At 42.3% G+C, this 22,605-nt stretch carries 24 protein-coding genes and 1 pseudogene; 22 read left to right on the top strand and 3 right to left on the bottom strand.

Features of this window, described 5'->3' with window-relative positions:
- Positions 1-1,431, bottom strand: a complete 1,431-nt coding sequence (locus tag AC3ISB_RS26690) for an O-antigen ligase family protein (RefSeq protein ID WP_480339291.1) — start codon at positions 1,429-1,431, stop codon at positions 1-3.
- A 111-nt stretch (positions 1,432-1,542) separates the two neighbouring features.
- On the opposite strand from AC3ISB_RS26690, the gene AC3ISB_RS26685 reads away from it, so the two are divergent.
- The 3 genes from AC3ISB_RS26685 (at position 1,543) to AC3ISB_RS26675 (ending at position 4,552) form a co-directional block, all read left to right on the top strand.
- A complete protein-coding gene (locus AC3ISB_RS26685) occupies positions 1,543-2,286 on the top strand; it encodes a WecB/TagA/CpsF family glycosyltransferase (protein ID WP_489275047.1) in 744 nt (247 codons plus the stop codon).
- Positions 2,287-2,304: 18 nt separating this feature from the next.
- The gene (locus tag AC3ISB_RS26680; protein ID WP_489275045.1) at positions 2,305-3,408 is read left to right on the top strand and encodes a glycosyltransferase family 4 protein; all 1,104 of its coding nucleotides are present in this window, start codon (positions 2,305-2,307) and stop codon (positions 3,406-3,408) included.
- Between the two features lie 88 nt (positions 3,409-3,496).
- Complete coding sequence (locus AC3ISB_RS26675) at positions 3,497-4,552, top strand: glycosyltransferase family 4 protein (protein ID WP_489277034.1); 1,056 nt, start codon at positions 3,497-3,499, stop codon at positions 4,550-4,552.
- A gap of 212 nt (positions 4,553-4,764) precedes the next feature.
- Here the strand turns inward: AC3ISB_RS26675 and AC3ISB_RS26670 are convergent, their stop codons facing one another.
- Together AC3ISB_RS26670 and AC3ISB_RS26665 are read right to left on the bottom strand one after the other, a co-directional pair.
- Positions 4,765-5,787 carry an LCP family protein gene (locus tag AC3ISB_RS26670; protein WP_141992783.1) on the bottom strand — a complete coding sequence of 341 codons (1,023 nt, stop codon included), beginning with the start codon at positions 5,785-5,787 and terminating at the stop codon, positions 4,765-4,767.
- A 178-nt stretch (positions 5,788-5,965) separates the two neighbouring features.
- Complete coding sequence (locus AC3ISB_RS26665; RefSeq protein WP_098371595.1) at positions 5,966-6,601, bottom strand: YigZ family protein; 636 nt, start codon at positions 6,599-6,601, stop codon at positions 5,966-5,968.
- 617 nt (positions 6,602-7,218) lie between these two features.
- On the opposite strand from AC3ISB_RS26665, the gene AC3ISB_RS26660 reads away from it, so the two are divergent.
- The 19 genes and pseudogenes from AC3ISB_RS26660 (at position 7,219) to fliT (ending at position 22,355) form a co-directional block, all read left to right on the top strand.
- On the top strand, positions 7,219-8,361 hold the full coding sequence (locus AC3ISB_RS26660) for a sensor histidine kinase (RefSeq protein ID WP_098371594.1): 1,143 nt from the start codon (positions 7,219-7,221) through the stop codon (positions 8,359-8,361).
- Positions 8,362-8,408: 47 nt separating this feature from the next.
- A complete protein-coding gene (locus AC3ISB_RS26655) occupies positions 8,409-9,092 on the top strand; it encodes a response regulator transcription factor (protein ID WP_098371593.1) in 684 nt (227 codons plus the stop codon).
- A 200-nt stretch (positions 9,093-9,292) separates the two neighbouring features.
- Positions 9,293-10,135, top strand: coding sequence for a DegV family protein (locus AC3ISB_RS26650; RefSeq protein ID WP_489275042.1), 843 nt, complete (start codon positions 9,293-9,295; stop codon positions 10,133-10,135).
- Positions 10,136-10,292: 157 nt separating this feature from the next.
- Positions 10,293-10,541, top strand: a pseudogene (locus tag AC3ISB_RS26645) (DNA/RNA helicase); the annotation flags it as partial.
- Entirely contained in the window at positions 10,518-11,651 is a 1,134-nt protein-coding gene (locus tag AC3ISB_RS26640; RefSeq protein WP_489277033.1) for an ATP-dependent helicase ComFA, read from the top strand. The pseudogene AC3ISB_RS26645 and the gene AC3ISB_RS26640, both read left to right, overlap by 24 nt.
- On the top strand, positions 11,644-12,336 hold the full coding sequence (locus AC3ISB_RS26635) for a ComFC family protein (RefSeq protein WP_489275041.1): 693 nt from the start codon (positions 11,644-11,646) through the stop codon (positions 12,334-12,336). The genes AC3ISB_RS26640 and AC3ISB_RS26635 overlap by 8 nt, the downstream gene beginning before the upstream one ends.
- A 96-nt stretch (positions 12,337-12,432) precedes the next feature.
- The gene (locus tag AC3ISB_RS26630; protein ID WP_489275039.1) at positions 12,433-12,843 is read left to right on the top strand and encodes a TIGR03826 family flagellar region protein; all 411 of its coding nucleotides are present in this window, start codon (positions 12,433-12,435) and stop codon (positions 12,841-12,843) included.
- A 212-nt stretch (positions 12,844-13,055) separates the two neighbouring features.
- Positions 13,056-13,319 carry a flagellar biosynthesis anti-sigma factor FlgM gene (gene flgM, locus AC3ISB_RS26625; RefSeq protein ID WP_098371589.1) on the top strand — a complete coding sequence of 88 codons (264 nt, stop codon included), beginning with the start codon at positions 13,056-13,058 and terminating at the stop codon, positions 13,317-13,319.
- 77 nt (positions 13,320-13,396) lie between these two features.
- On the top strand, positions 13,397-13,885 hold the full coding sequence (locus AC3ISB_RS26620; RefSeq protein WP_181762197.1) for a flagellar protein FlgN: 489 nt from the start codon (positions 13,397-13,399) through the stop codon (positions 13,883-13,885).
- 30 nt (positions 13,886-13,915) lie between these two features.
- Complete coding sequence (gene flgK / locus AC3ISB_RS26615) at positions 13,916-15,475, top strand: flagellar hook-associated protein FlgK (protein WP_489275037.1); 1,560 nt, start codon at positions 13,916-13,918, stop codon at positions 15,473-15,475.
- Between the two features lie 15 nt (positions 15,476-15,490).
- Complete coding sequence (gene flgL / locus AC3ISB_RS26610) at positions 15,491-16,369, top strand: flagellar hook-associated protein FlgL (RefSeq protein WP_489275036.1); 879 nt, start codon at positions 15,491-15,493, stop codon at positions 16,367-16,369.
- Positions 16,370-16,410: 41 nt separating this feature from the next.
- On the top strand, positions 16,411-16,980 hold the full coding sequence (locus tag AC3ISB_RS26605; protein ID WP_489275034.1) for a DUF6470 family protein: 570 nt from the start codon (positions 16,411-16,413) through the stop codon (positions 16,978-16,980).
- A gap of 21 nt (positions 16,981-17,001) precedes the next feature.
- Positions 17,002-17,445, top strand: coding sequence for a flagellar assembly protein FliW (fliW, locus tag AC3ISB_RS26600; RefSeq protein ID WP_480339299.1), 444 nt, complete (start codon positions 17,002-17,004; stop codon positions 17,443-17,445).
- Positions 17,445-17,678, top strand: a complete 234-nt coding sequence (gene csrA, locus AC3ISB_RS26595) for a carbon storage regulator CsrA (protein WP_141992792.1) — start codon at positions 17,445-17,447, stop codon at positions 17,676-17,678. The genes fliW and csrA overlap by 1 nt, the downstream gene beginning before the upstream one ends.
- A 138-nt stretch (positions 17,679-17,816) precedes the next feature.
- On the top strand, positions 17,817-19,082 hold the full coding sequence (locus AC3ISB_RS26590) for a flagellin N-terminal helical domain-containing protein (protein ID WP_480339300.1): 1,266 nt from the start codon (positions 17,817-17,819) through the stop codon (positions 19,080-19,082).
- Between the two features lie 614 nt (positions 19,083-19,696).
- On the top strand, positions 19,697-20,059 hold the full coding sequence (flaG, locus tag AC3ISB_RS26585; RefSeq protein ID WP_489275033.1) for a flagellar protein FlaG: 363 nt from the start codon (positions 19,697-19,699) through the stop codon (positions 20,057-20,059).
- 14 nt (positions 20,060-20,073) lie between these two features.
- Positions 20,074-21,585 carry a flagellar hook-associated protein 2 gene (locus AC3ISB_RS26580; RefSeq protein ID WP_489275031.1) on the top strand — a complete coding sequence of 504 codons (1,512 nt, stop codon included), beginning with the start codon at positions 20,074-20,076 and terminating at the stop codon, positions 21,583-21,585.
- 24 nt (positions 21,586-21,609) lie between these two features.
- Complete coding sequence (gene fliS / locus AC3ISB_RS26575) at positions 21,610-22,011, top strand: flagellar export chaperone FliS (RefSeq protein ID WP_141992795.1); 402 nt, start codon at positions 21,610-21,612, stop codon at positions 22,009-22,011.
- Positions 22,011-22,355: a flagellar protein FliT gene (fliT, locus tag AC3ISB_RS26570; protein WP_480339303.1), complete on the top strand. Its 345-nt coding sequence runs from the start codon at positions 22,011-22,013 to the stop codon at positions 22,353-22,355. Before fliS ends, fliT begins: the two co-directional genes overlap by 1 nt.
- Positions 22,356-22,605 lie beyond the last annotated feature (250 nt).

The following is a 22,605-nucleotide window of genomic DNA, read 5'->3' as shown; positions in this document are numbered from 1 at the left end:
TCAATCCTTTAAAATGATGTCCTTCTGTAAACAGATTCCCAAACAACTATAAAATATCAGCGTAAACGTTTTATCTTCGAGAATATTGTAGAAAAGTCCTGCTAATAATGCGGCCAACATCAGGCAGATGGTGAACGCTGCTAAAGTGCCATTTCCCGATTTTAGGATTTTACGGCAGGTGAAAAAGATGAATGCAAGAACTGCAATAAATCCCAGTACACCAGTTTGGACCAGAATCTGGATATATTGATTATCGGTATACATCCTTTCACCAATTTGGTATTCCTGATAAATTGGTGAGGAATAGGAAAGTGTGGCAGAATCTCCGAAGGTTGCTAGCCCGGTACCGATTATCGGGTGATCTGTGAAAATTTCAATTCCTTTGATTAGGACATATAACCGGCCCCATTCCGTACTTTGGTGCAGAGTTTTATCAGAGAACATTTCTGAAAAACGATTGGAGAGGGCATGTTCGTGTTCAGGAGAAGGGGTGCTGCCAATTACCACATTTTCCATGGGAATCGATGCGGATACCTCCACTTTACTTGATGCAAATAAAACTGGGTAATAAATAAGAAGCAGGCCGAGACAAAATGCTCCTACAGCATATTTGAGAAATAGTTTATTTCTAGTCCATATCATAAAGACAAGCGCCGAGAACCCGAATGCAATCATCGTTCCCCGTGAATAGGTAAGCAGTAACGTTCCGGAAAGCAGGATGGCTGCCAGGAAGACGATCCATTTATATTTTTTCAGCGACTGAAATAGAAAGAAACTAAGGAATAACTGGATGCTTAAGAATAAGGCAAATACATTAGGATTGGCAGGTGCTCCATAAATCCTCATTCGGTTTGTTGGAGAAAGATTCCACATTTCCCATGCATGGGGAAGCAGGACCGTACGTGAAAAAATTTTCTCCACCATGCCATGCAGGCAAAGTAAGATTGTAAATATTAGGATTACCTTTAAAAAGCGAAAGATATCCTTTCTTTCTAGATTTAATTCACCGATAATGTAAAGAAGCAAGAATGTAATAAGCAATGCACGGAGTTCAAATAGGATGGGGAGGATTCCCACTCCGGTTATGAGTGCAGCCCCGGCACCAATTAAACAAAACAACCAAAATGGCGCAGTAAAATGATATTTCGAAAATTGCCATTCGTTCTTTTTGAATCTTTCAATAAGCAAAGAAATGAATAAGGTGAGGATGATCAGGTCACCTGTATAGGTTAAGCCGCTATTCAGTTCCATCAATAAGGGACGGGCAGGGAAATAAATGAATAGAATTAATAACAGGTTTTTTTTATTTATACCGATAAAAATGAGCATCAGCGCCGTTGCCATGTAACCGGCGATAGGGTGAGGCACTGCCAATGGGACGAGCAGGCACAGAAATAGAATGGGTAACGATTGCTTTTCTATAAACTTCAATTGATTAACCACCTTTGAATCAAAAATCAAGTTCTATGATGTGTATGAAAAAATTTCTTGAATAATACCCCACCCTTTAGATGTATAGTACATATGAAAGGCTGAAGTGAAATGACAGAAAAGTTTGTTGAGATACTATCCATACCATTCATTGATAGCAATATGGATGAATTCATGAATGGAATGATCTATCCAAGATTGATGAATCAGGAAAAAACGTTTATCGTTACGGCAAATCCGGAAATAGTTGAGTATGCAAATGAACATCAGGATTATAAAGACATCATTATATCGGCTGATTACATCACTCCGGATGGCGTTGGTATTATTATGGCCTCTAAATGGCTAAATCAACCTTTACAAGAGCGGATTACTGGATTCGACTTGATGAATGAATTATTTCGGGTTGCTGATAAAAAAGCGCTGAAGGTATACCTGCTTGGAGCGGAGGAAAGCGTGATTGAAGCCGCGGCCCTGAAAGTAAAAGAATCATACCCGGGTCTCGAGTTGGTGGGATACAACCATGGTTACATTGATATAAAGGATGATGCCCTGCCTAAGTCGATAGCGGAACTTGAACCTGACATCATTTTGACTGCATTAGGGTTCCCTAGGCAGGAAAAATGGGTTTCCAAGCACTATGGGCTATTCAATAAGGGGTTATTCATGGGAGTTGGGGGAAGCTTTGATGTCCTTGCGGGAAAGGTGAACCGTGCCCCTGTTTTCTGGCAAAAGATGCGTCTTGAATGGTTGTACCGACTGATCCAGCAACCTTCGCGGTGGAAACGGATGCTTGCGCTGCCAAGATTCGTTTTAAAGGTTAGGCGGTTAAGGAAAACGGTGCAGCGTTCCTGAACATAAGGAGTGGACTGGATGAGGATCTTGCACTTAAACGCTGGGAATGAAACTGGCGGCGGAATGTTTCATATTATGTCCTTACTGAACCAATTGAATAAAGAGGAGTGTTTGCTTGGTGTATTTGAAGATGGTGAACTATACCGACGGGCCATGTCTTCCGGGATACAAACTGAACTTTTCAAGCAACATTCCAAATATGACCTTTCAATTTTGAAACCTTTAAGGGACTTTATCCGTCTAAATAATATAGACATCATCCATACACATGGTCCGCGGGCGAATATATATGGTGCCTTCATAAAGCGCCTCGTTAAATGCCCGTGGCTTCTTACTGTTCACAGTTCACCCCATCATGACTTTTTGGGGCAGGGTGTAAAAGGAAAGTTGTTTACGGGCCTTCATGTAAGGTCATTTCAATATGCCGATCATATACTGGCAGTTTCCGACCGCTTTAAGCAGGACTTGATTGACCAAGGAATCCATTCGTCAAAAATAACAAAGATCCTAAACGGAATTGACTTTGAAAAGGAATTGCCTTTCCCGTTTCAAAGAGAAGATTTCGGGTTTGGAAAGGATGATTTCATCGTCATCATGCCTGCAAGGCTTGAATCGGTGAAAGGTCATGAATTTGCTTTAGCGGCATTAAGTGAAGTGGTATCGGAATTCCCCCATGTAAAGCTGTTGCTTGCAGGGGACGGGAGCAGGAAATCCGCTCTGGAAGAGATGGTCTCGGAAAAGGGATTATCCGATCATGTGCACTTTTTAGGGTATCGTGAAGATTTAGAACGAATCTACCCGTTAGGGGACATCACATTATTGACTTCATTAAGCGAAAGTTTTCCACTGGTTTTACTTGAAGGAGCAAGGTCGGGTCTTCCGGTAATCACAAGTGATGTCGGCGGTGTACAGGAATTGATTCCCGATCGGGGCAAGGGCTGGATTACGGATATCGGCAATGTCGAACAGCTGAAATTGGCCATCTGCAATGCTTTAGAATTAAAAAAATCCGGGAACCTGACAAAGATAGGGGCGGATTTACAAAAATTTGCAAAAAACAACTTTTCTATAGAGATTTTAGCCAATAACGTATATAATGTTTATTTGAGGATGAAAAATTAAAATAAGCATTTATATATAGGTTTTCTTATAGATCGTTACCGGTATTAGATTTTTAGTTGAATTGAGGTGGTTTTTGATGTCGTTCCTGATGTTAATAGGGGCCTTGTTGGTATCCTTTTTATTATCCATTTTTTTGACTCCTTTTGTCGGAAAGCTGGCCTTTAAATTAGGAGCTACCGATAAACCGAATGAGCGAAAAGTGCATAGTAAAATTATGCCGCGCATGGGCGGTTTAGCTATATTTTTGAGTTTTTTCATTACCTTCTTGCCTTTCATGAATTATTTTAATTTCTGGAAGCAGCTGCCTCTTCTGGTGGGAGCCCTTGTCATCATTTTGATCGGGATGGCTGATGATATTTTTGAATTAAGAGCTGCACCCAAATTCCTGGGCCAGGTTTTAGCGGCCCTCATTATCGTATTATGGGGCGGTCTTGAAGTGGAATTCATCAATTTACCGTTCTTTATCGATACACTTGAATTTGGTGTTTTAAGTATACCGATCACAATTTTGTGGATTGTCGGCATCATTAATGCAATCAACCTAATAGATGGACTGGATGGTCTCGCAGGCGGTGTCTCAACGATCGCATTAGTGACAATTGCAACTATGGCCCTTATTAAAGGGGACCTATTTGTTGCTATGGTAGCATTGATCGTGATTGGTAGCACTCTTGGCTTTTTGAAATATAACTTTCATCCGGCAAAGATTTTCATGGGAGATACAGGCGCATTATTCTTAGGTTACATCATTGCCGTTCTGTCCCTGCAAGGGTTTAAAAACGTTACGATGATTTCATTGATCGTACCGATCATCATTTTGGGTGTTCCCATTTCGGATACATTTTTCGCGATTATCCGCAGGGTCGTCAATAAACAGCCGATCTCGGCTGCTGATAAATCCCATTTACATCACTGTTTGATAAACTTGGGATTCACTCATAAGCAGACTGTCTTGCTCATTTACGCTTTAGCTGCTTGCTTTGGCTTAGCGGCAATAATCTTTCAATTTGCAACGGTGTGGGGAGCTTTGATCCTTGTAACGGGACTCCTGCTGATCATAGAAATTTTTGTGGAGAAAATTGGTTTGGTCAATTCAAACTATCAGCCGTTGCTGAAGATGCTCAACTTTAAAAACAAGCCATGATTGTTTTGGAAATAGATTACTAGATTAGCTAAATTTGCTAGTGTATATATGAAAAGCCACCAACCGTTTAAATAACGGTTGGTGGCTTTTTTTGTTGTGTTGAGTGTGGATCATTTAAGGCTGTCTGTGAAGCATGTCATTTCATATAAGTTAAGCTATATGGAGGCGAACGCTTCAAAAAGGAAACCCCCACTATGAGTGGGGGTTTCACTTTATTCTTGTGTTTGTGATTGAGCGGCTTCGGTTTGATTGCCTTCATTCGGTCCCAGGTTCAAGTGGGATTGAAGCAACAGCTTAGTGTTCGCTACTGATGTATCGTTCAGCTGATAATAATAGGTTCCGTTAATGGTAGAATCCTGACCTTCAAGTTTGATGGTTTCAAGATTGAGTCCTTTATCGGTCGTTACATATTTTATGAAACCTTTCATTTGTGAGAATTGAAGGTTCGTTGTCATATTGTCACCGACAGCTTCCATTACGTCTGTATATTTCGTCAGTGATCCGGCAGAGGTTGCTTTGGCAATGATGGCTCTTAGGACTTCCTGCTGACGCTCACCACGTTGGATATCACTGTCCTTTTTACGTGTCCGTGCAAACGCTAATGCTTCTTCACCATCAACGGTCTGTAATCCTTCTTCGAGATGGATGGCATTCTTCTTGTCATGTGAATCGATTTCATTAATTTCATAAGGGACGTCGACTTCGATACCATCCAATGAATCTACGACATCGATGAAAGCATTAAAGTTCATGCGAACATAATAATCGACAGGGATATCGAATAACTCCTCTACGGTGTCCATCGTCGCTTTTGGCCCGCCGGCTGCGTGGGCCGCGTTGATTTTCGTGGTTACGCCTTTGGCTGGCACGTACACATAGGAATCACGTGGAATGCTTAATAGTTTGATAGATTTTTGATCTTTATTGAATGTGGCCAGCATTAAAGCATCCGAGCGGGAATTTCCTTTTAAGTCACGGTCCTTACTATCATCGATTCCTATGAAAAGGATCGAGAAATTATCTTCGAGCGGGTCGATCGCTGCATCTCGCTTTGCTGATGCTTCCACAGGGTCATAAGAATCACTGAATACATTCTGGGCTTTCATATACAGGGTTGCAGCATACGTAGAAGCTCCCAGACCAAGTACCAGCAGGGGAACAAGCAATAACCAAAGCCTCTTTCGCCTTTTTTTCTTTGTTTTTTTAATTTTATAAACACGCCTAGTAGTAGACATCTTTTTATTCTCCTTTTAAATAACGAACATCAGACATATATCGCTATTTTTCGAATCCTGCAGTTTATATTTCGTCATATATTACACCTAATTTTACAATGATTTAATAATTTCGTAAAATAAATATTTCTTTTCAATTATATTACAGCATAAAAAAGGAAAAATATGCAGGAGTTTATCAGGCGAATTCCTCTTCCAAATAAAGCATTTCTTCCTCAGTGATATGGCCTTGACCATTTGTCAGCTCTGTAATCCAAGCGGTATATGTCTCTTTTTGTGTTTCCTCAACATATACAAGGATATTGACCTGATCAAGGTACTGAATTTCCTTTATTTGATAAATGGAAGATCGCAATTCGTTTTCCAATTTTCCTAGCCAGGTATAGTCGACGGTTGTCGAAATGACCCGCATTAGTTTTCTTACGACCACACCAGTGGTATTTATTCCTTCTGAAGTCGCTTTGCTGTAAGCGCGAATAAGACCGCCAGCACCAAGTTTGATGCCGCCAAAATATCGTGTGACAACAACAGCGGTGTCTTTCAGTTCTTTTTTCTTAAGCACTTCCAGGATAGGGACGCCTGCCGTTCCGCTCGGTTCCCCATCATCGAGGGCTTTTTGGATTTGATTTTGTTCCCCGATCATATAAGCGGAACAATTATGTGTAGCATCTTTGTGCTTTTTCTTGATTTCCTGGATAAAGGCCTGTGCGGCATCTTCGGTTTCAACTCGGGCGATGTGGGAAATAAAACGGGATTTTTCAATGACGATTTCATGTTCGCCGCGACCTGCCACCGTTAAATATTGAGTGAGCATAACTATTCCACCTTCGTACTTCCTATTAGTTGATTTATTATAAGGCTTTGCGGAAAAAGTGGCAATGACGATTCATTTACATACCGCATGTGTAAAGAAACTTTAATATTAGAAAAAGCTGTACGTGTTATAATTAATTTCATTGCCTGTTATTGTTATTAGCTGGTCATATATGCTTAAAAGAATAACATTGTTGGAAAAACAAAAGTTCTGTGCCATTATCCTGGCTTTACTTTAACGCGTCCTCTCATTTCAGGGATTTTGCCATTTAATAAATGCATCTATTTCATATGATAATCAATGGAGCGGAATATCTCATTTGATTGAAAAGGATATTTTGTATTAGGATAATTGAAATGGCTTACTGCCTTTAATAGGCAGACTTAATGGCCGGGAATATGAGATGTATAGTAAATAGGTACATTTTATGGAAATCATAAAAGGGAATTAACGTATTTTTAATCATTTTTTGGTACAATATGTTCATGAAGGTTACTTCATACAAAATTTACCTGAAATTTAACCATTCATGAAAAAGGGAAAGAACTTTTTTCCATATACATAGTCTTTAAGACAATAAATTGTTTAAGTCTTTTGATTTAAGTGGAGGGATCTTAATGTCCATAAAAAAGGTTGATGCTAAAGCATTGGACAAGATCTTAGAAACAATGGTGAGCACTGTTAGTGAGAGTAAGGATGAAGTCTTTGATATCGGCGAACAATGCCGAAAGGATTTCGAGTCATTATCAAAAGAGCTTGATGATGTGAAAATCAGGGTTGCCATTGTGATAACCGACAGCGATGCATTGGATGCAAAAGCCAGGTTTGCTCGAAAAAGGCTTTCAGAAGTCAGTATGCACTTCAACCATTTTTCTGAAGAACAGGTGCGCGATGCTTATGAAAGGGCACATAAGCTGCAAGTCGATTTACAAATTAACCGGCAATTGGAGAAAGAGCTCCGTAATCGCCGGGATGAGCTTGAGTTAAGGTTAAGGGGTCTACAGCAGACGATCGATAAAGCGGTGCATCTCGTTTCGCAAATATCGGTAGTACAGAATTATTTGACACAGGATCTTAAATTTGTGGGGGAAGCCCTTCAAGAAGCGAAACGCAAACAGGACTTCGGCCTGAAAATAATCGAAGCCCAGGAGCAGGAACGTAAAAAGCTCTCACGTGAGATTCATGATGGTCCTGCGCAAATGCTGGCAAACGTCATGATGCGCTCAGACTTGATAGAACGAGTGCAACGGGAGAGAGGTCCTGATGAAGCGTTAGTGGAAATCCGCAGTTTAAAGGTCATGGTAAGGAATGCTTTATATGAAGTGCGCAGGATCATCTATGACCTTCGTCCTATGGCGCTTGATGATTTAGGCCTTGTACCTACCCTCAGAAAGTACCTGCAAACGACCGAAGACTATAATAATGGCGTGAATCTGAATTTCGTCAACCTTGGACAGGTCAAAAGGCTTCCTTCCGATATGGAGGTCGCTTTATTCAGGCTGGTTCAAGAGGCTGTACAAAATTCATTGAAGCATGCGGATCCAAAACAGATTCAAGTTAAACTGTCCATTTCCAAGGAGATGGTGACCGTCGTCGTCAAAGATGATGGAAAGGGGTTTGACTCTTCGATTCAAAAAGAAGGTTCATTTGGCTTGGTAGGAATGAGGGAAAGAGTCGAGCTGCTGGAAGGTGAAATGACGATCGATTCACAACCGGGGGCAGGCACTTTGGTATTTATACAAGTTCCCTACCATTTATAAATAATAGAGAATAAACATATTAAATAGAAATTAGGAGGAAGAAGCCGTTGAAGACTAGTATCATCATTATCGATGACCATCAGCTTTTCCGTGAAGGCGTAAAGCGCATATTAGATTTTGAATCATCCTTTGATGTTGTTGCCGAGGGTGATGACGGAAGCGAAGCTATGGACCTCGTTGAAACACATAAACCTGATGTTGTTATAATGGATATCAACATGCCGAACATGAATGGGATCGAAGCAACAAAAATGCTCGTGAACCGTTACCCTGAAACAAAAGTCATCATCCTTTCCATTCATGATGATGAAAACTACGTGCAGCACGCATTGAAAACAGGAGCACAAGGTTATCTTTTGAAAGAAATGGACGCAGATGCGTTGATTGATGCTGTGCGTGTAGTCGCTGAAGGCGGCTCATACCTTCATCCAAAGGTGACCCATAATTTAGTTAAAGAATATCGCCGCTTAGCAGCTGAAGAGGGTGCTGATCGTGATTCCGTACATACGATAGAAATCAGGAGGCCGCTACACCTATTGACTCGACGCGAATGTGAAGTGCTTCAACTTCTAGCGGACGGGAAAAGCAACCGGGCCATCGGCGAAACTCTATATATCAGTGAAAAAACAGTCAAGAACCATGTGAGTAACATTCTTCAGAAGATGAATGTGAATGACCGTACACAAGCGGTTGTACTAGCTATTAAAAATGGCTGGGTGGAAGTGAAGTAATTAAAGCGTTCGATAAGTCCGGCTCTTCAGATACCGCAATGCGTGCTGAAGGGCTGGATTTTTTTTGAATGGATGACTCGATTCAAATTCTCGGTTTCATATTTTTGGTAATGCAGAAGGCTATTTAATGCAAATAAGGGCATTTTCAGATAAAATGGTGAATATGATACAGAGTAAATTTTTATAAGGATGGTACTATTATGAAAACCGCAGTCGTAACAGATAGCACTGCATATATACCTAAGGAAATACGTGATCGTTTACATATACATATGATGCCGCTTAATGTCATTTTTTCCAATGAAGCTTACCAGGAGGAAGTTGATATAACTGCGGATGAGTTTTATGAGGAAGTAAAGATGCAGGAGAAATTGCCGACCACTTCACAGCCTCCAATCGGGAAGTTTGTCGAGAAGTTCGAGGAACTGCAGAAAGAATATGATGATGTTATTTCCATTCATTTATCGAGCGGCATCAGCGGAACGTATCAAGGAGCGGTATCTGCAGGTGAAATGGTCGAGGGAATTAGGGTTCATGCCTTTGATTCGGAAATCAGCTGCATGGTACAGGGGTTTTACGTGATCGAGGCGGCAAAAATGGCACTTGATGGTAAGGGTGCAGAAGAAATCATGGCAAGGCTCGAAGAAATGAAACCATCGGTAAGGGCCTACTTCATGGCAGATGACCTATCCCATCTGCAGCGCGGCGGCCGCTTAAGCAGTGCCCAAGCATTGATTGGCAGTTTGCTTCAAGTGAAGCCTGTCCTCCATTTTGTTGATAAAGTCATCGTCCCATTCGAAAAAATCCGTACAAGAAAAAAAGCGATGAAAAGGATTGCCGATTTACTTGGGGAAGACGCGTCGAGCGGCGAGAAATATAAAGCCGTCATCATTCATGCAAAACGGGAAAGTGAAGCTAAAGACTGGAAAGCCGAACTTGAAGCCCGATTCCCAAATGTCGAGTTCGACATCAGCTACTTCGGTCCAGTAATCGGAACGCATCTGGGCGAAGGTTCAATGGGGATGGGCTGGTATAAAATTTAAGCTGTGACGCCTTTACTAAGTGTAAGGCGTTTTTTTATGGAGCAAAAAGGAATCCGGGAGTAAAAAGCGAATGATAAGGAGGAGTGTAATTTATCAAGAAATGGAGGTTGCAGTTTGAAAAACATGAGCATTTCCCCCCCCTTATTCCCCGGAACTTCAGAACCATCTCACCGGAAAACACCTTTTGGCCTTCGAAATCCCCTTCTCCCAAGAACTTCTCGCAGAGCACCTCAAGAATGGGTATGTCTCGGAAACTTGCGGCGTGCAATCGGGGAACAGCAGTTTTAACTGTGTACGCTGCGGTAACAAAGATCAAACGTTGTTTTATACATTCCCTTGCAAGATTTGCAATCAAGATTGCACATACTGCCGCTCATGCATCATGATGGGACGGGTCAGTGAATGTGCAAAGCTTTATAGGTGGACCGGGCCCGGCATTCAGTTTACGATTCCTGAAAATGTTATGAGGTGGGCAGGCACTTTATCGGCAGGTCAACAAAATGCCTCCGACTGTGTCGTTGAAGCCGTGAACGGAAAAGATGAATTCCTGGTATGGGCTGTATGCGGGGCAGGGAAGACGGAGGTCCTATTTCCGGCGATTGAGGCAGCCTTGCATGCCGGGAAACGGATTTGTTTGGCAACACCAAGGACCGATGTCGTTCTCGAACTCTTCCCAAGGTTAAAAAAAGCCTTTCCCGCCATTGACGTCATGACCCTCTACGCCGGCAGTGCAGATAGACATGGCTTTTCGCCACTGACAGTTACCACGACACATCAGCTTTTCCGTTTTAATGAAGCTTTCGATGTCATCATCGTTGATGAAGTCGATGCGTTTCCCTACTCAATTGATGATTCGCTGCATTATGCGGTTAATAAATCGAAAAAGGTTTCTGCGGCGACCATCTACTTGACCGCCACACCTTCGAAACGGATGCAGCGGCAATACCGAAGCGGTAAATTGAAAGCCGTCATAATCCCGGCCCGTTATCATCGACAGCCAATTCCTGTCCCTGGAATGAAGTGGAGCGGCAATTGGCAAAAACTATTTCTTCAACAAAAGATTCCCCCCGCAATTAATGGATGGGTAAGTGAACGCCTTAAGCAGAACATCCCCTTCCTATTGTTTTTTCCAAGCATTCAAGTGATGGAGCAGGCCATTCCGCTGTTCCAAAGACTGTCCCCAAAATTATCGATTGTCCACTCCCGGCACCCTGATCGAAAGGAAAAGGTAATGGCACTAAGGAATGGAATGATTCCGGGATTACTGACAACGACCATCCTGGAACGCGGCGTGACAATTGATCGGTTGGAAGTAGCCGTGATTGGTGCTGAACATGAAGTGTTTTCTGAAAGTGCCCTCGTTCAGATTGCCGGCAGGGTAGGGAGAAGCCTTGCTAACCCTGCCGGGACGATCACCTTTTTTCATTACGGTAAAAGTAAAGCGATGGTCGAGGCGGTTCACCATATACAAATGATGAATAAAGATGCCATGAAAAGGGGGCTGCTCGATGAATAGATGTCTTGTTTGTGATGAGGGAATGAAGCAGGCATTGACATGGAGGAGCTTGCTTAAGCGGGCCGAGGCAAGGGTAATCTGCGATGGATGTGAGGGGAAACTTAATAGGATTACCGGAGAGACGTGTACAATGTGCTCAAGGCAGTTGGACAGGGAATATATAACCAGTGGCCTCTGTCTGGATTGTTCAAGATGGGAAAGGGACGGGGAATGGGGAGGCTATTTGTCGAAGAACATATCGCTATTTCATTACAATGAATACTTAAAAGATATCATTGCTAAATATAAGTACCGGGGGGATTATGCATTAACTGAGGTTTTCGCTCCTTTTTTGAAAGAAAGGTTAAAGGACATGGAATTTGACCTGGTAACGGCCATCCCGCTTAGTCATGAACGGCTTAGGGAGCGGGGATTCAACCAAGGGCAGGCTTTGGCAGATCTGATTGGACTTCACACGGTTGAGACTTTGACAAGAATCCATACGGAAAAACAATCAAAAAAATCACGGCAGGAGAGGATCTCATTGCCGCAGGTTTTTCAGGTGATGCAATCTGATTTGCTGGAGCATAAATCAATTTTGGTCATTGATGACATTTACACGACAGGCACAACTCTCAGGCATGCAGCGAAAGCATTGATAACGGCTGGGGCCAAAGAAGTATCATCCATCACCTTGGCTAGGTGAAACAGCTTATTTTAATGAACATCCCTAAAGTATCGCCGGGATTATTCGATATATACACTAAAGAATAATCGCTGTGATGGTGAAGGAGGGAACTCGATGGAAGTATTCAACTGTCCAAACTGTAATTCGTTATTCGTTATGACGAAATTCCGGGATGTATGCGATGCCTGTTATAAAGAAGAAGCCCAATATGATAAAGTGTATGCATATATTCGCAAAAAAATAAATAGAACGGCGTCCATGATGCAGGTGGTTACGGACACCGGCGTTGAAGAAACGTTATTAATTAAATTTGTGAGAACCGGAAAGCTGGTGCAGTTTCCCAATCTAGGAATTCCATGTGAAAGGTGCGGAACTAACATCAAGAGCGGAAGGTTATGCGGCAAATGCGGCGATTCACTGCGATCGGGTTTGCGGGCATTTGAAAATGAGGAAAAGCGCCTTACTGAAATTCAAGGAAATGATAAAAAAAATACGTACTACATGAAGGATGATCAAAAAGGATAAATCATGGAATCATGATGCGGCATTTGTTAAAATATTCGATATTGAGAACAATATTCGACAATGGGTGTCGAAGGAAAGATTACAGGAAACAATTAAAGAAATCCAAACCTTGTCGATAATGAAGATAGGGAGAATAACACAGTCCAGAGCCATTTTCATGTGTTAGGAATCAATGGGATTTATAAAATCGACCGAAGGAGAGGATCTGGAATATGAAAATCAATAACGTCGGTATGACAGGTGTTAACCCTTATAAACTACAAGCCAATAAAACGGGGAATATACAAGAATCCAAGGTCAAATCCTCGGATAAAGTTGAAATTTCTTCAGCGGCAAAAGAAATGCAGCAATCATCTCCGATTCTTGCTGCAAGACAAGCAAAAGTGGACGAATTGAAAATCCAAGTTGAAAAAGGAAATTATAAATTGAATGCACAAGCAACGGCTAAGGGTCTCATCGATTTTTACCGGAAATGAATTTTCAATGAAAAAGCTTGAATGAAGTGGACGGAGCCATTTTCCGTCCTTCATTTATGAGCGGAGGAGGCAGGAAAATGTCTGCACGGAACATCATCGGATCGCTTGAAAAATTGATCAAGCTTCATAAAAGCTTCAATCAATTGGCGATAAGGAAAACGGCCATTTTGAAAGCAAATGATACCGAGGCGATTACTGCCCTGCTGATTTCGGAACAAAAGCATATTAAAGCCATCAGTCAAACGGATAAGGAAAGAGAAAGGGCAGTCGAGGAATTTCTTGCAGCCAATGGAACGGTGGGACAGCCTGCCTCCATCCATACCGTAACGGAGCTGACAGGACCTGAAGAAACGGAAGTCCTTGCAATGCTAAAAGCGGAATTGATTGAAGAAGTGTCAAAGCTGAAGGAGAGGAACGGTTTAAATCAGCAATTGATCTATCAGTCCCTTCAATTCATCAATGTCTCTTTGGATATTCTAAGGCCGCAGAACCAGAATCTGAATTACGGGGATTCGGTTAGGAAAACGGCGAAAATCGGCATGGGTATGTTTGATTCCAAAGCATAAGAAGCAGAAAAAAGATGGAGGTGCGAGCAAATGATTTCAACCTTTATGGGTCTTGAGACCGCCAAGCGCGGATTATCCACCTCTCAAGGAGCCTTGTATACAACAGGAAATAATGTGGCCAATGCCAATACATTAGGATATTCAAGGCAGCGGGTCAACTTGGTCCAGACGTCGGGCTTTCCTACTGTCGGTTTGAACAGCCCGCGTGTTGCCGGCCAAATCGGGACAGGGGTGGCAGCTGAAACGGTTCAGCGGATCCGCGACAGTTTCCTGGATGCACAATACAGGACACAAAGTAATAAAATTGGTTATTACGGGGCCATGAGCGAATCCCTGACGAAAATGGAAGGGATCATGAACGAACCGACCGACAGCGGATTAGCCGCCACGATGGAGAAGTTCTGGAATTCGCTGCAGGGGCTGACGGCCAATATGGAAAACTCCGGGGCCCGTGAAGTCGTTGCCTCGACAGGTGTCATGGTCGCGGATACCCTGAACTACTACTACAACTCGCTAACGAATGTTCAAACGGATATAGGCAATCAGATAAACGTCAAAGCGAACGAAATCAATACGCTCATCAGCAGTATTGATCAGCTTAACCAACAGATCAGTAAAGCGGAGCCGCATGGTTATATCCCCAATGACCTTTATGATAAACGTGATGTACTCGTGGACAATCTCTCGCAGCTTGTCAGCATTAAAGTGAATAACGTCATTCCGAAGGATTACGGAAGAGCCAGTGATGTGGCTACAGGGCTATACAACATCGAATTGATGCAAGAAGACGGTTCGTCTTTTGCGCCGCCCATCAATCTTGTCAGTGTTAACCAAACCGGGATGGCGGGAACATCGAAAGTTGAAGTTAGCCATGATAAAAAGACAGGTATGGTAGACGGATTGAAATTTGGTTCGAAAACATTGACGGATTACAAATTCTCGGGAGAACTATCCGGTTTGATCAAAAGCTTCGGCTATATTAAGGCTGATGGCATGATCGGCGGCGCTTATCCTGATATGCTGAAAAAGCTCGATAATATGACGACGGCTTTTGTGAATGAGTTCAATGCCATACATAAACAAGGATATGCCTTAGGTGATGACAACAATTCAACATTGAACTTCTTTGAAGTTGAACCTGGTAAGAGTGCCGCCCAAAGCATCAAGGTGAATAGTGAAATTGTTAAGGATCCCACAAAAATAGCCGCAGGCGGAAAAAGCGGAGGGGCATCCGGTGATAATGAAAATGCCAAACTCCTGGCTGACCTTAAAAAGAAGGCGTTCAGTGAGTACTCGACTAAAGACCAAAACTCTGATGAATTGACAGGAAGCTTCGACACCTATTATTCCGGTATCATCGGAAAGCTTGGCGTGGATTCCCAAAGCGCCAAAAAAAACCTTTCCAATTCTGTCGTGCTTGCTGCATCGGTCAATCAAAATAGGGAGTCCGTCAGTTCCGTATCCCTTGATGAAGAAATGACGGACATGATCAAATTCCAGCAGGCATACAACGCATCTGCAAGAATGATGACGATGATGGATGAAATGCTCGATAAAATCATAAACGGAATGGGTACGGCAGGCAGATGATAGGAGGGGACGAACGTGCGGGTAACGCAATCGATGCTAAACAATAATATGTTGAGGAATTTAAGCAGCAGTTACGAAAAGATGTCCAAGCTGCAAGAGCAGGTTTCCTCTCAAAAGAAATTCTCCAAACCATCCGATAACCCTGTTGCGGCCATGATGGGAATGGGGTACCGGACGACCCTCAATCAAATAGGGCAGTATCAAAGTAACATTGCGGAGGCGACCAATTGGATCGACAGCACGGATGATGCCATTACGGAAGCGGTTTCCGCCATGCAGCGGATTCGTGAATTAACCGTTCAAGGCAGCAATGGCACGTATGAAGGAGAACAACTTAAAACCATTACTGAAGAAATTAAACAATTAAAAGAACATCTCATAACTCTCGGCGACACACAGATTGGCGGGAAGTATATTTTTAACGGTCAGGATACGAATGTGAGACCATCGTCCGTTAAAGATGCGAATGGAAATACGGTGTATGGCACAGGGGACATAAACCTTGAAGTGTTTTCCGGGATTTCCCTTAAAATTAATACGGACGGTTCCAAGATTTTTGGTGATGCACTCGCTGCCGGCGGAAGCATCGACCGAACAATCGATGCACTCGAAAACGGCGGGGACGTGAGCGGGACGCTTGAAGGACTTGACACAACGATAAATACTTTCTTAGGCATGCAGGCACAGGTTGGCGCAAGGCAGAATCGGATTGAGCTGATGACGGATCGTCTCAAGCAGCAGGAGGTTTTTGCCACTGAAATCCTTTCGAAAAATGAGGATGTCGATATCGAAAAGGCGATCATGGATTTGACGACCCAGGAAAGTGTCCATAGTGCTGCATTAAGTATCGGAGCAAAAATCATGCAACCGAGTTTATTGGATTTTCTTCGCTAAGCTATTCTTAAATGGATAGCTTTTTTCTATAAGGAGTGTTGATGATGCAGATTCCACAAATCAGATTGCAATCCACCCCAATGAAGATTGGATTGAATATAGAGCAGCCTGTACAGCAAATCGAACAGAAGGCGGCGGTCCAATCTATCGAACAGCCGCAAGCCATACTGGAGATTCAAACGGCCCCAGGCAAGCTGACGATCGATCAGTCACAAGCAAGGGAAGACATGGATTTGAAAAGCCTCTCAAGAAGAGTCGATGAATTTGCGAAGCAGGGATATCAAGATTGGCTGGCGGGTATGGCAAGACGTGCCCAACAGGGAACGGAGCTGAGGCATATTGAAAAAGGGGGTAATCCACTCGCTGAACATGCCAGGCAAAACAGCATAGGGCCTGATAAGCAATTCAATCTCGGATGGATTCCCTCTCATTTCAGCGTGAAGCTGGACTACGAGCCTGCCCGAGTGGAGATTGAAGCAACCGTACAAAAACCGATCATTGATGCTCAAGTCAATGGGGCGAACCATACATACACACCAGGAAGTGTGGATGTCGAAATTCTACAAAAAAATGCGCTGGATATAGATTTCACCAAATTTATTACCGGATGAGATAGGGAAGTGAAAACATAGATGATCATACAAACAAAGTTTCATGGCGAACTAGAATTGGCAGAGAAAGAGATTTATGTATTTGAAAGCGGGATACCAGGATTTTTAGAAGAAAAACAGTTTTGCTTGCTAGCTTTGGATGACACGCCATTTTTCGTCCTGCAATCGATAGAAACAAAAGAGCTTGCCTTCATTGTAATGGACCCATTTGAAGTGTTTCATGATTACGAAGTGAAGCTTACGGATGAGGTGTTATCTTCATTACAAATTGAAACGGAACTGGAAGTCATCACTTTCGTCATCTTAACGATCCAGGACCCTTTCAATGAAACGACGGCCAATCTCCAAGCTCCCATCATCATAAACGGCCCCAAAAAAATCGGTAAGCAATTTATCATGAGTGCTAGTGAATACCGTACAAAGCACAGACTTTTTGAACCTCCAGCAGAACAGGAGGGGAAATGATGCTTGTATTGACCAGAAAACCAAATGAAGCGATCATGATTGGCGATGATATCGAAATTACGATCCTGTCCGTTGAGGGGGAACAGATCAAACTGGGGATCAATGCCCCTAAAAACGTCGATATCCATAGGAAGGAAGTCTACCTGTCCATCCAGCAGGAAAATAGGAAAGCCTCAAAAACAGAAACCAATTTTCTGGAAAATATAAATGAGTATTTCAAGAAAAAATCGTAAAATCCGCTAAATATGTTTCCAAGCAGGTCGATATTAACTATACAACGATGGGCAGTGAAATAGGCGACCGACTTATTCACTGCCCATCGTAAACAACCACATGGACGTGGGGACTTAAGACTCAAGGAGGAAACATAAATGATTATCAATCACAATATCTCAGCTCTAAACACGCACCGTCAATTATCAAGTGCAACGAATGCACAATCCAAATCCATGGAGAAACTAGCTTCAGGCATGCGCATCAACCGTGCAGGCGATGACGCAGCCGGTCTTGCAATCTCTGAAAAAATGCGTGGACAAATCCGCGGATTGGATCAAGCTTCCCGTAACTCACAAGATGCCATCTCTTTGATCCAAACTGCTGAAGGTGCATTGAACGAAACGACTGATATCCTTCAACGCATGCGTGAACTTGCTACCCAAGCATCAACGGATACTAATACAACTAGTGACCGTGGAGAAATCCAAAAGGAAATGGATTCATTAACATCTGAAATCAACCGTATCGGTAATACTACTGAATTCAATACACAGAAATTATTGAATGGCTCTAAGGATTCAGCAACTGCAGCTCAACCCGCAGTACCAGCTGCTCCTGCTAAGGCCGGTAGCGTAACGTCAACAGGAACATTAAGTACAACTGCAGGCGACACAGTAGTAGTAGATGGAAAAACATTTACAGTTGCCGCTGCTGATGATGCCGCTGCTGGAGAGTTCACAGATCTTGATGGATTAATTGCTGCTATTGGAGCAGATGCTGAATTAAGCGCTAAGTACACTGCAACTAAAGATGGCGGACAACTTAAACTAGAACAAAAGCCTGGAACTGAATCTGCAACTGCAGCAACTATCACTGGAACTGGCGGTCTATCTGTAGATGCTGCTGAAACTGTAGATGGGTCTGCTGAAGTAAAAGCTAAAGAAGCTGTTGAAGCTGGAGCAGGTCTTCAATTCCAAATCGGTGCAAACGAAAATCAAAGCCTGACACTTGAAATTGGTGATATGCGTGCAAGTGCTCTTGGATTGACTGGTACTGGTACAGGCTTCACAACTGATACAAATGTAAGCAATGGTACAGATTCTACAGGTGTTGAATCTGGCCTGGATGTTTCTAACGCTAAAAACGCATCAGCTGCTATTACAAAAATTCAATCTGCGATTGACACTGTTTCAGCAGAACGTTCTAAACTAGGTGCTAACCAAAACCGTTTAGAGCATACTATCAACAACTTAGGTACTTCTTCTGAAAACCTGACAGCTGCTGAATCACGTGTTCGTGATACAGATATGGCTAAGACTATGATGGAGCAAACTAAAAACTCTATCTTGGCGCAAGCATCTCAAGCAATGCTAGCTCAAGCCAACCAGCAACCGCAAGGCGTTCTTCAGTTACTTCGTTAATTGAATAGTTAGCCTAACAATAAAGGGTCTGACACTTTGTGTTAGGCTCTTTTATTTGTACTGATTGAAGGGTGCAAGGAACACTACGATGCAGAAAAAAGGGATTACTGACCCTTACAAAGTAAGGGACCATTCGTTTATCTACCACCAAGGAATCTTATGGCTACAATCCTAATAGAGTATGATGGTACTACAAAATACATAGATGAAGATGTCAGTAATTTGTATGGTGAATGACTGGTGAATACAGCTATTAATCACAAGCTGGATGGGATATATCCATTCCTAGTATGTTCGCTGATTCATTTGAATAAAAAGAGAAGTCCTATAATTAAATAGTCAGTCATATTTTTTTCCAAAGGTTTTTAAAAAAGACTGTAGGTAAAGGAGCTCTATCTAAATGTTAAAACAAAGTTGATTGGAAAGCGAGTGCCTGGAGTGGAAATCAACTAGACTCCAGTTATTCTTCTGGAGTTTTTTAGTAGAATCTCTTTTATAGAAAAAGATCATTCATGAAAAGTCTACAGTTGAAACCAAAATCAAAAAGCTTTACTAAATATAAAACTGTAAGAACCGATATAAAAAGTAAAGACATCATATTGGGGGCTATTTAGATGCTGGAGAGTTTGTCCGCGAATATTCTTTCCTCACAACTTAGAACAGCAATCTCGGAAGGAAACAGTTCATATTATCAGCGGGAAATGAATACGCTTGCCTATTCGGAGCAAAGTGTGGAATCTACTGATGAGCCTTCAAAAGAAAAGGTGCAGGAAATGGTGGATAGTTTGAACACCTTCCTGAATCCGACACATACGGCCGTTCGTTTTGAATATCACGAGAAGCTGAATGAGTACTTTGTCAAGGTAGTCGGTGACGTGACGGATGAGACGCTCAGGGAAATTCCACCGAAGAAGTTATTGGATTTCTATGCGGCAATGACGGAGTTTGTCGGCATAATGGTGGATGAAAAAATATAAGCGGGTGATTTATTTTGGTACGAATCAGTGGTTTAGCAAGCGGGATGGACATTGATGAACTAGTTAAGAGCATGATGCAGGCAGAACGGGTGCCGTTGGATAAATTAACACAGAAAAAGCAGTATTCCGAGTGGCAGCGGGATGATTACCGTTCGGTAAATACAGCTTTATCAGAATTGGATACGCTCATTCGTGATGGAATCGGGAAGCAGTCTTCTTTCATTAAAAAGAAGGTGTCGGTATCGAATCCAGATGCTGTATCAGTGAGAAATGTGAATTCGACCAGTGATTTTTCCGGGAATATACAAGTGAATGGACTTGCTAAAGCAGCAACCATGACAAGTACGGAAAAATCAGCTGTTACCGACCCCAAAAAGAAACTATCGGAATTGGGTTTCACGACACCACAAGATATTACGATACTCGCCATCAATAAAGATGGCGGTTTTGATACGGAAGTAAAAGGTGGAGTGACAGTGGAAAAACCGTACACGCTTACCCTTAATGCGGACGATACGTTAGAGAGTGTGATAAATAAAATTAACGCTAACTCGGGAGTGACCCTATTTTTCGATGAAACGTCCCAGCAGTTTTCCATCACTGCTAAAAATACCGGTGATGTTAAAGGTCGGCCTGAAATTGAATTGGGAGGCACCGGAGATTTTTTCGATACGTTAAAACTGGGCAGTAACAATGAAGGAGCTGGCGGCTCAAAAGGGGAAAATGCGTCCATTGTTTATAATGGACTGGAAATTTCCCGGCCTTCGAATACGTTTCAGATTAATGGAGCGGAAATAACGGTAAAGCAAAAAACGACCGATACAGTCATATTCTCATCAAAAGCTGATGTGGATGCCATCCTGGATACAATCACTCAGTTTGTGAATAAATACAATGAAGTCATTAAAAAGGTTCAAGATAAAACGGGCGAAGCGAAATATCGCTCCTTTACGCCGCTTACCTCTGAGCAAAAGAAGGCAATGACAGAGGATGAAGTGAAGTTGTGGGAAGAAAAAGCGAAGAGCGGAACGTTAAAAAGTGATTCGACATTAAAAAGTCTCCTGACCACAATGAGGTCATCTCTATACACCTCGGTGGATGGAATCACTGGAAAAAACAATCTCAGCAGTTTGGGGATCACCACGACCAAGAATTATTTGGATGCCGGTAAATTAACGATTGATGAGGACAAGCTCCGGACAGCAATTAGTGAGGATCCCAATGCGATTTATGATATGTTCATGGCCAACGGTTCGGAAAAGAGCGACAAAGGCCTCGCGCGCCGGTTGAGGGATGATATAGAATCATCGATGAAGGTGATTACTGAAAAAGCCGGAAAGGCCGGCTATGTTAATAACAATTTTACAATCGGAAAATTGGTGGACGGGCTGGACAAGAAGATCTCAACATTTGAAGCAAAGTTAACGAAATTGGAATCACGTTACTACAACCAGTTCACGGCGATGGAAAAAGCGATTCAAAAGGCAAACAGCCAAAGTGCATCGTTAGCTTCTTATTTTAGTTAAGGTAAGTTGGAAAGGAAGTTAAGTATGGCGATAAATAATCCATATCAATCGTATCAGCAAAATTCAGTCAATACAGCATCCCCGGGAGAGCTTACATTAATGCTTTATAATGGCTGTTTGAAGTTCATCATGCTTGGGAAGAAGGGCATTGAAGCAGGAAATATCGAAGCGAAGAATACGAACATCATCAAGGCGCAAAATATTATCCGCGAATTGATGGTGACGCTGAATATGGATATGGATGTATCCAAAGATATGATGAGTCTGTATGATTTCATGAACCGGCGTCTGATCGAAGCGAATATGAAAAATGACGTTTCTGCCTTGGAAGAAGTGGAAGGACTTGTTACTGAGTTCCGGAATACTTGGAAGGAATTAATTCAGATCAATCGAAAAAAACAATTTACTCAAAGCGGTCAAGTGTAATGGTAATTAGAACCTTTCATGATTTGACTGCTGAATTGCTTGCCGTTCTGGAAGATCGCACGATCACAGAGCGTGATGATAAAATAGAAAGAATCACAAAGCTGATTGATCATCGGGATGAGCTTCTTTCTCAAATCAAACCGCCTTTTACTGGTGAAGAACAACAATTGGGCCGTGCAGTACTGTTGCTCAACCAACAGGTCGATCACTTGCTTAAGCTCCAAAAGCAGGAGATACAGCGGGATATCCAGGAAATAAATAAGAAGAAACGATCGTCCAATAAATACACGAACCCGTATGAAAGTCTATCAGTGGATGGCGTATTTTATGATAAAAGAAACTGATTACCCTGCCGTTTGGATTCCAAACGGTTTTTATGTTATATATTTTTAAATTTTCTGTAAATAATATAGGCTTAATTTTTTCTTTATAGCATAGCATTTGATATAATGAAGCTAGGGCAGACATCAACCCTTTCCAAACCTTCCGACAATTGTTTCATTATTTCGACATATTTCATGATGTGTTTCTAAAGGGAACCGGAGGGGTATTGTAGAATCTAACTGTATAGTCTTAATTTAAGGAGGACTCACT

The sequence above is a fragment of the Peribacillus sp. GL_122 genome, from assembly GCF_057835005.1.
Note: the sequence above shows the minus strand (reverse complement) of the source record. Positions and strands in the feature narration are given on the sequence as shown.

Bases quoted from the DNA above. Each gene is read 5' to 3' on its own strand.
- AC3ISB_RS26685 (WP_489275047.1), top strand. From the start codon at position 1,543: ATGACAGAAAAGTTTGTTGAGATACTATCCATACCATTCATTGATAGC.
- AC3ISB_RS26680 (WP_489275045.1), top strand. From the start codon at position 2,305: ATGAGGATCTTGCACTTAAACGCTGGGAATGAAACTGGCGGCGGAATG.
- AC3ISB_RS26675 (WP_489277034.1), top strand. From the start codon at position 3,497: ATGTTAATAGGGGCCTTGTTGGTATCCTTTTTATTATCCATTTTTTTG.
- AC3ISB_RS26670 (WP_141992783.1), bottom strand. From the start codon at position 5,787: ATGTCTACTACTAGGCGTGTTTATAAAATTAAAAAAACAAAGAAAAAA.
- AC3ISB_RS26665 (WP_098371595.1), bottom strand. From the start codon at position 6,601: ATGCTCACTCAATATTTAACGGTGGCAGGTCGCGGCGAACATGAAATC.
- AC3ISB_RS26660 (WP_098371594.1), top strand. From the start codon at position 7,219: ATGTCCATAAAAAAGGTTGATGCTAAAGCATTGGACAAGATCTTAGAA.
- AC3ISB_RS26650 (WP_489275042.1), top strand. From the start codon at position 9,293: ATGAAAACCGCAGTCGTAACAGATAGCACTGCATATATACCTAAGGAA.
- AC3ISB_RS26640 (WP_489277033.1), top strand. From the start codon at position 10,518: ATGATGGGACGGGTCAGTGAATGTGCAAAGCTTTATAGGTGGACCGGG.
- AC3ISB_RS26635 (WP_489275041.1), top strand. From the start codon at position 11,644: ATGAATAGATGTCTTGTTTGTGATGAGGGAATGAAGCAGGCATTGACA.
- AC3ISB_RS26630 (WP_489275039.1), top strand. From the start codon at position 12,433: ATGGAAGTATTCAACTGTCCAAACTGTAATTCGTTATTCGTTATGACG.
- flgM (WP_098371589.1), top strand. From the start codon at position 13,056: ATGAAAATCAATAACGTCGGTATGACAGGTGTTAACCCTTATAAACTA.
- AC3ISB_RS26620 (WP_181762197.1), top strand. From the start codon at position 13,397: ATGTCTGCACGGAACATCATCGGATCGCTTGAAAAATTGATCAAGCTT.
- flgK (WP_489275037.1), top strand. From the start codon at position 13,916: ATGATTTCAACCTTTATGGGTCTTGAGACCGCCAAGCGCGGATTATCC.
- AC3ISB_RS26605 (WP_489275034.1), top strand. From the start codon at position 16,411: ATGATGCAGATTCCACAAATCAGATTGCAATCCACCCCAATGAAGATT.
- fliW (WP_480339299.1), top strand. From the start codon at position 17,002: ATGATCATACAAACAAAGTTTCATGGCGAACTAGAATTGGCAGAGAAA.
- csrA (WP_141992792.1), top strand. From the start codon at position 17,445: ATGCTTGTATTGACCAGAAAACCAAATGAAGCGATCATGATTGGCGAT.
- AC3ISB_RS26590 (WP_480339300.1), top strand. From the start codon at position 17,817: ATGATTATCAATCACAATATCTCAGCTCTAAACACGCACCGTCAATTA.
- flaG (WP_489275033.1), top strand. From the start codon at position 19,697: ATGCTGGAGAGTTTGTCCGCGAATATTCTTTCCTCACAACTTAGAACA.
- fliS (WP_141992795.1), top strand. From the start codon at position 21,610: ATGGCGATAAATAATCCATATCAATCGTATCAGCAAAATTCAGTCAAT.
- fliT (WP_480339303.1), top strand. From the start codon at position 22,011: ATGGTAATTAGAACCTTTCATGATTTGACTGCTGAATTGCTTGCCGTT.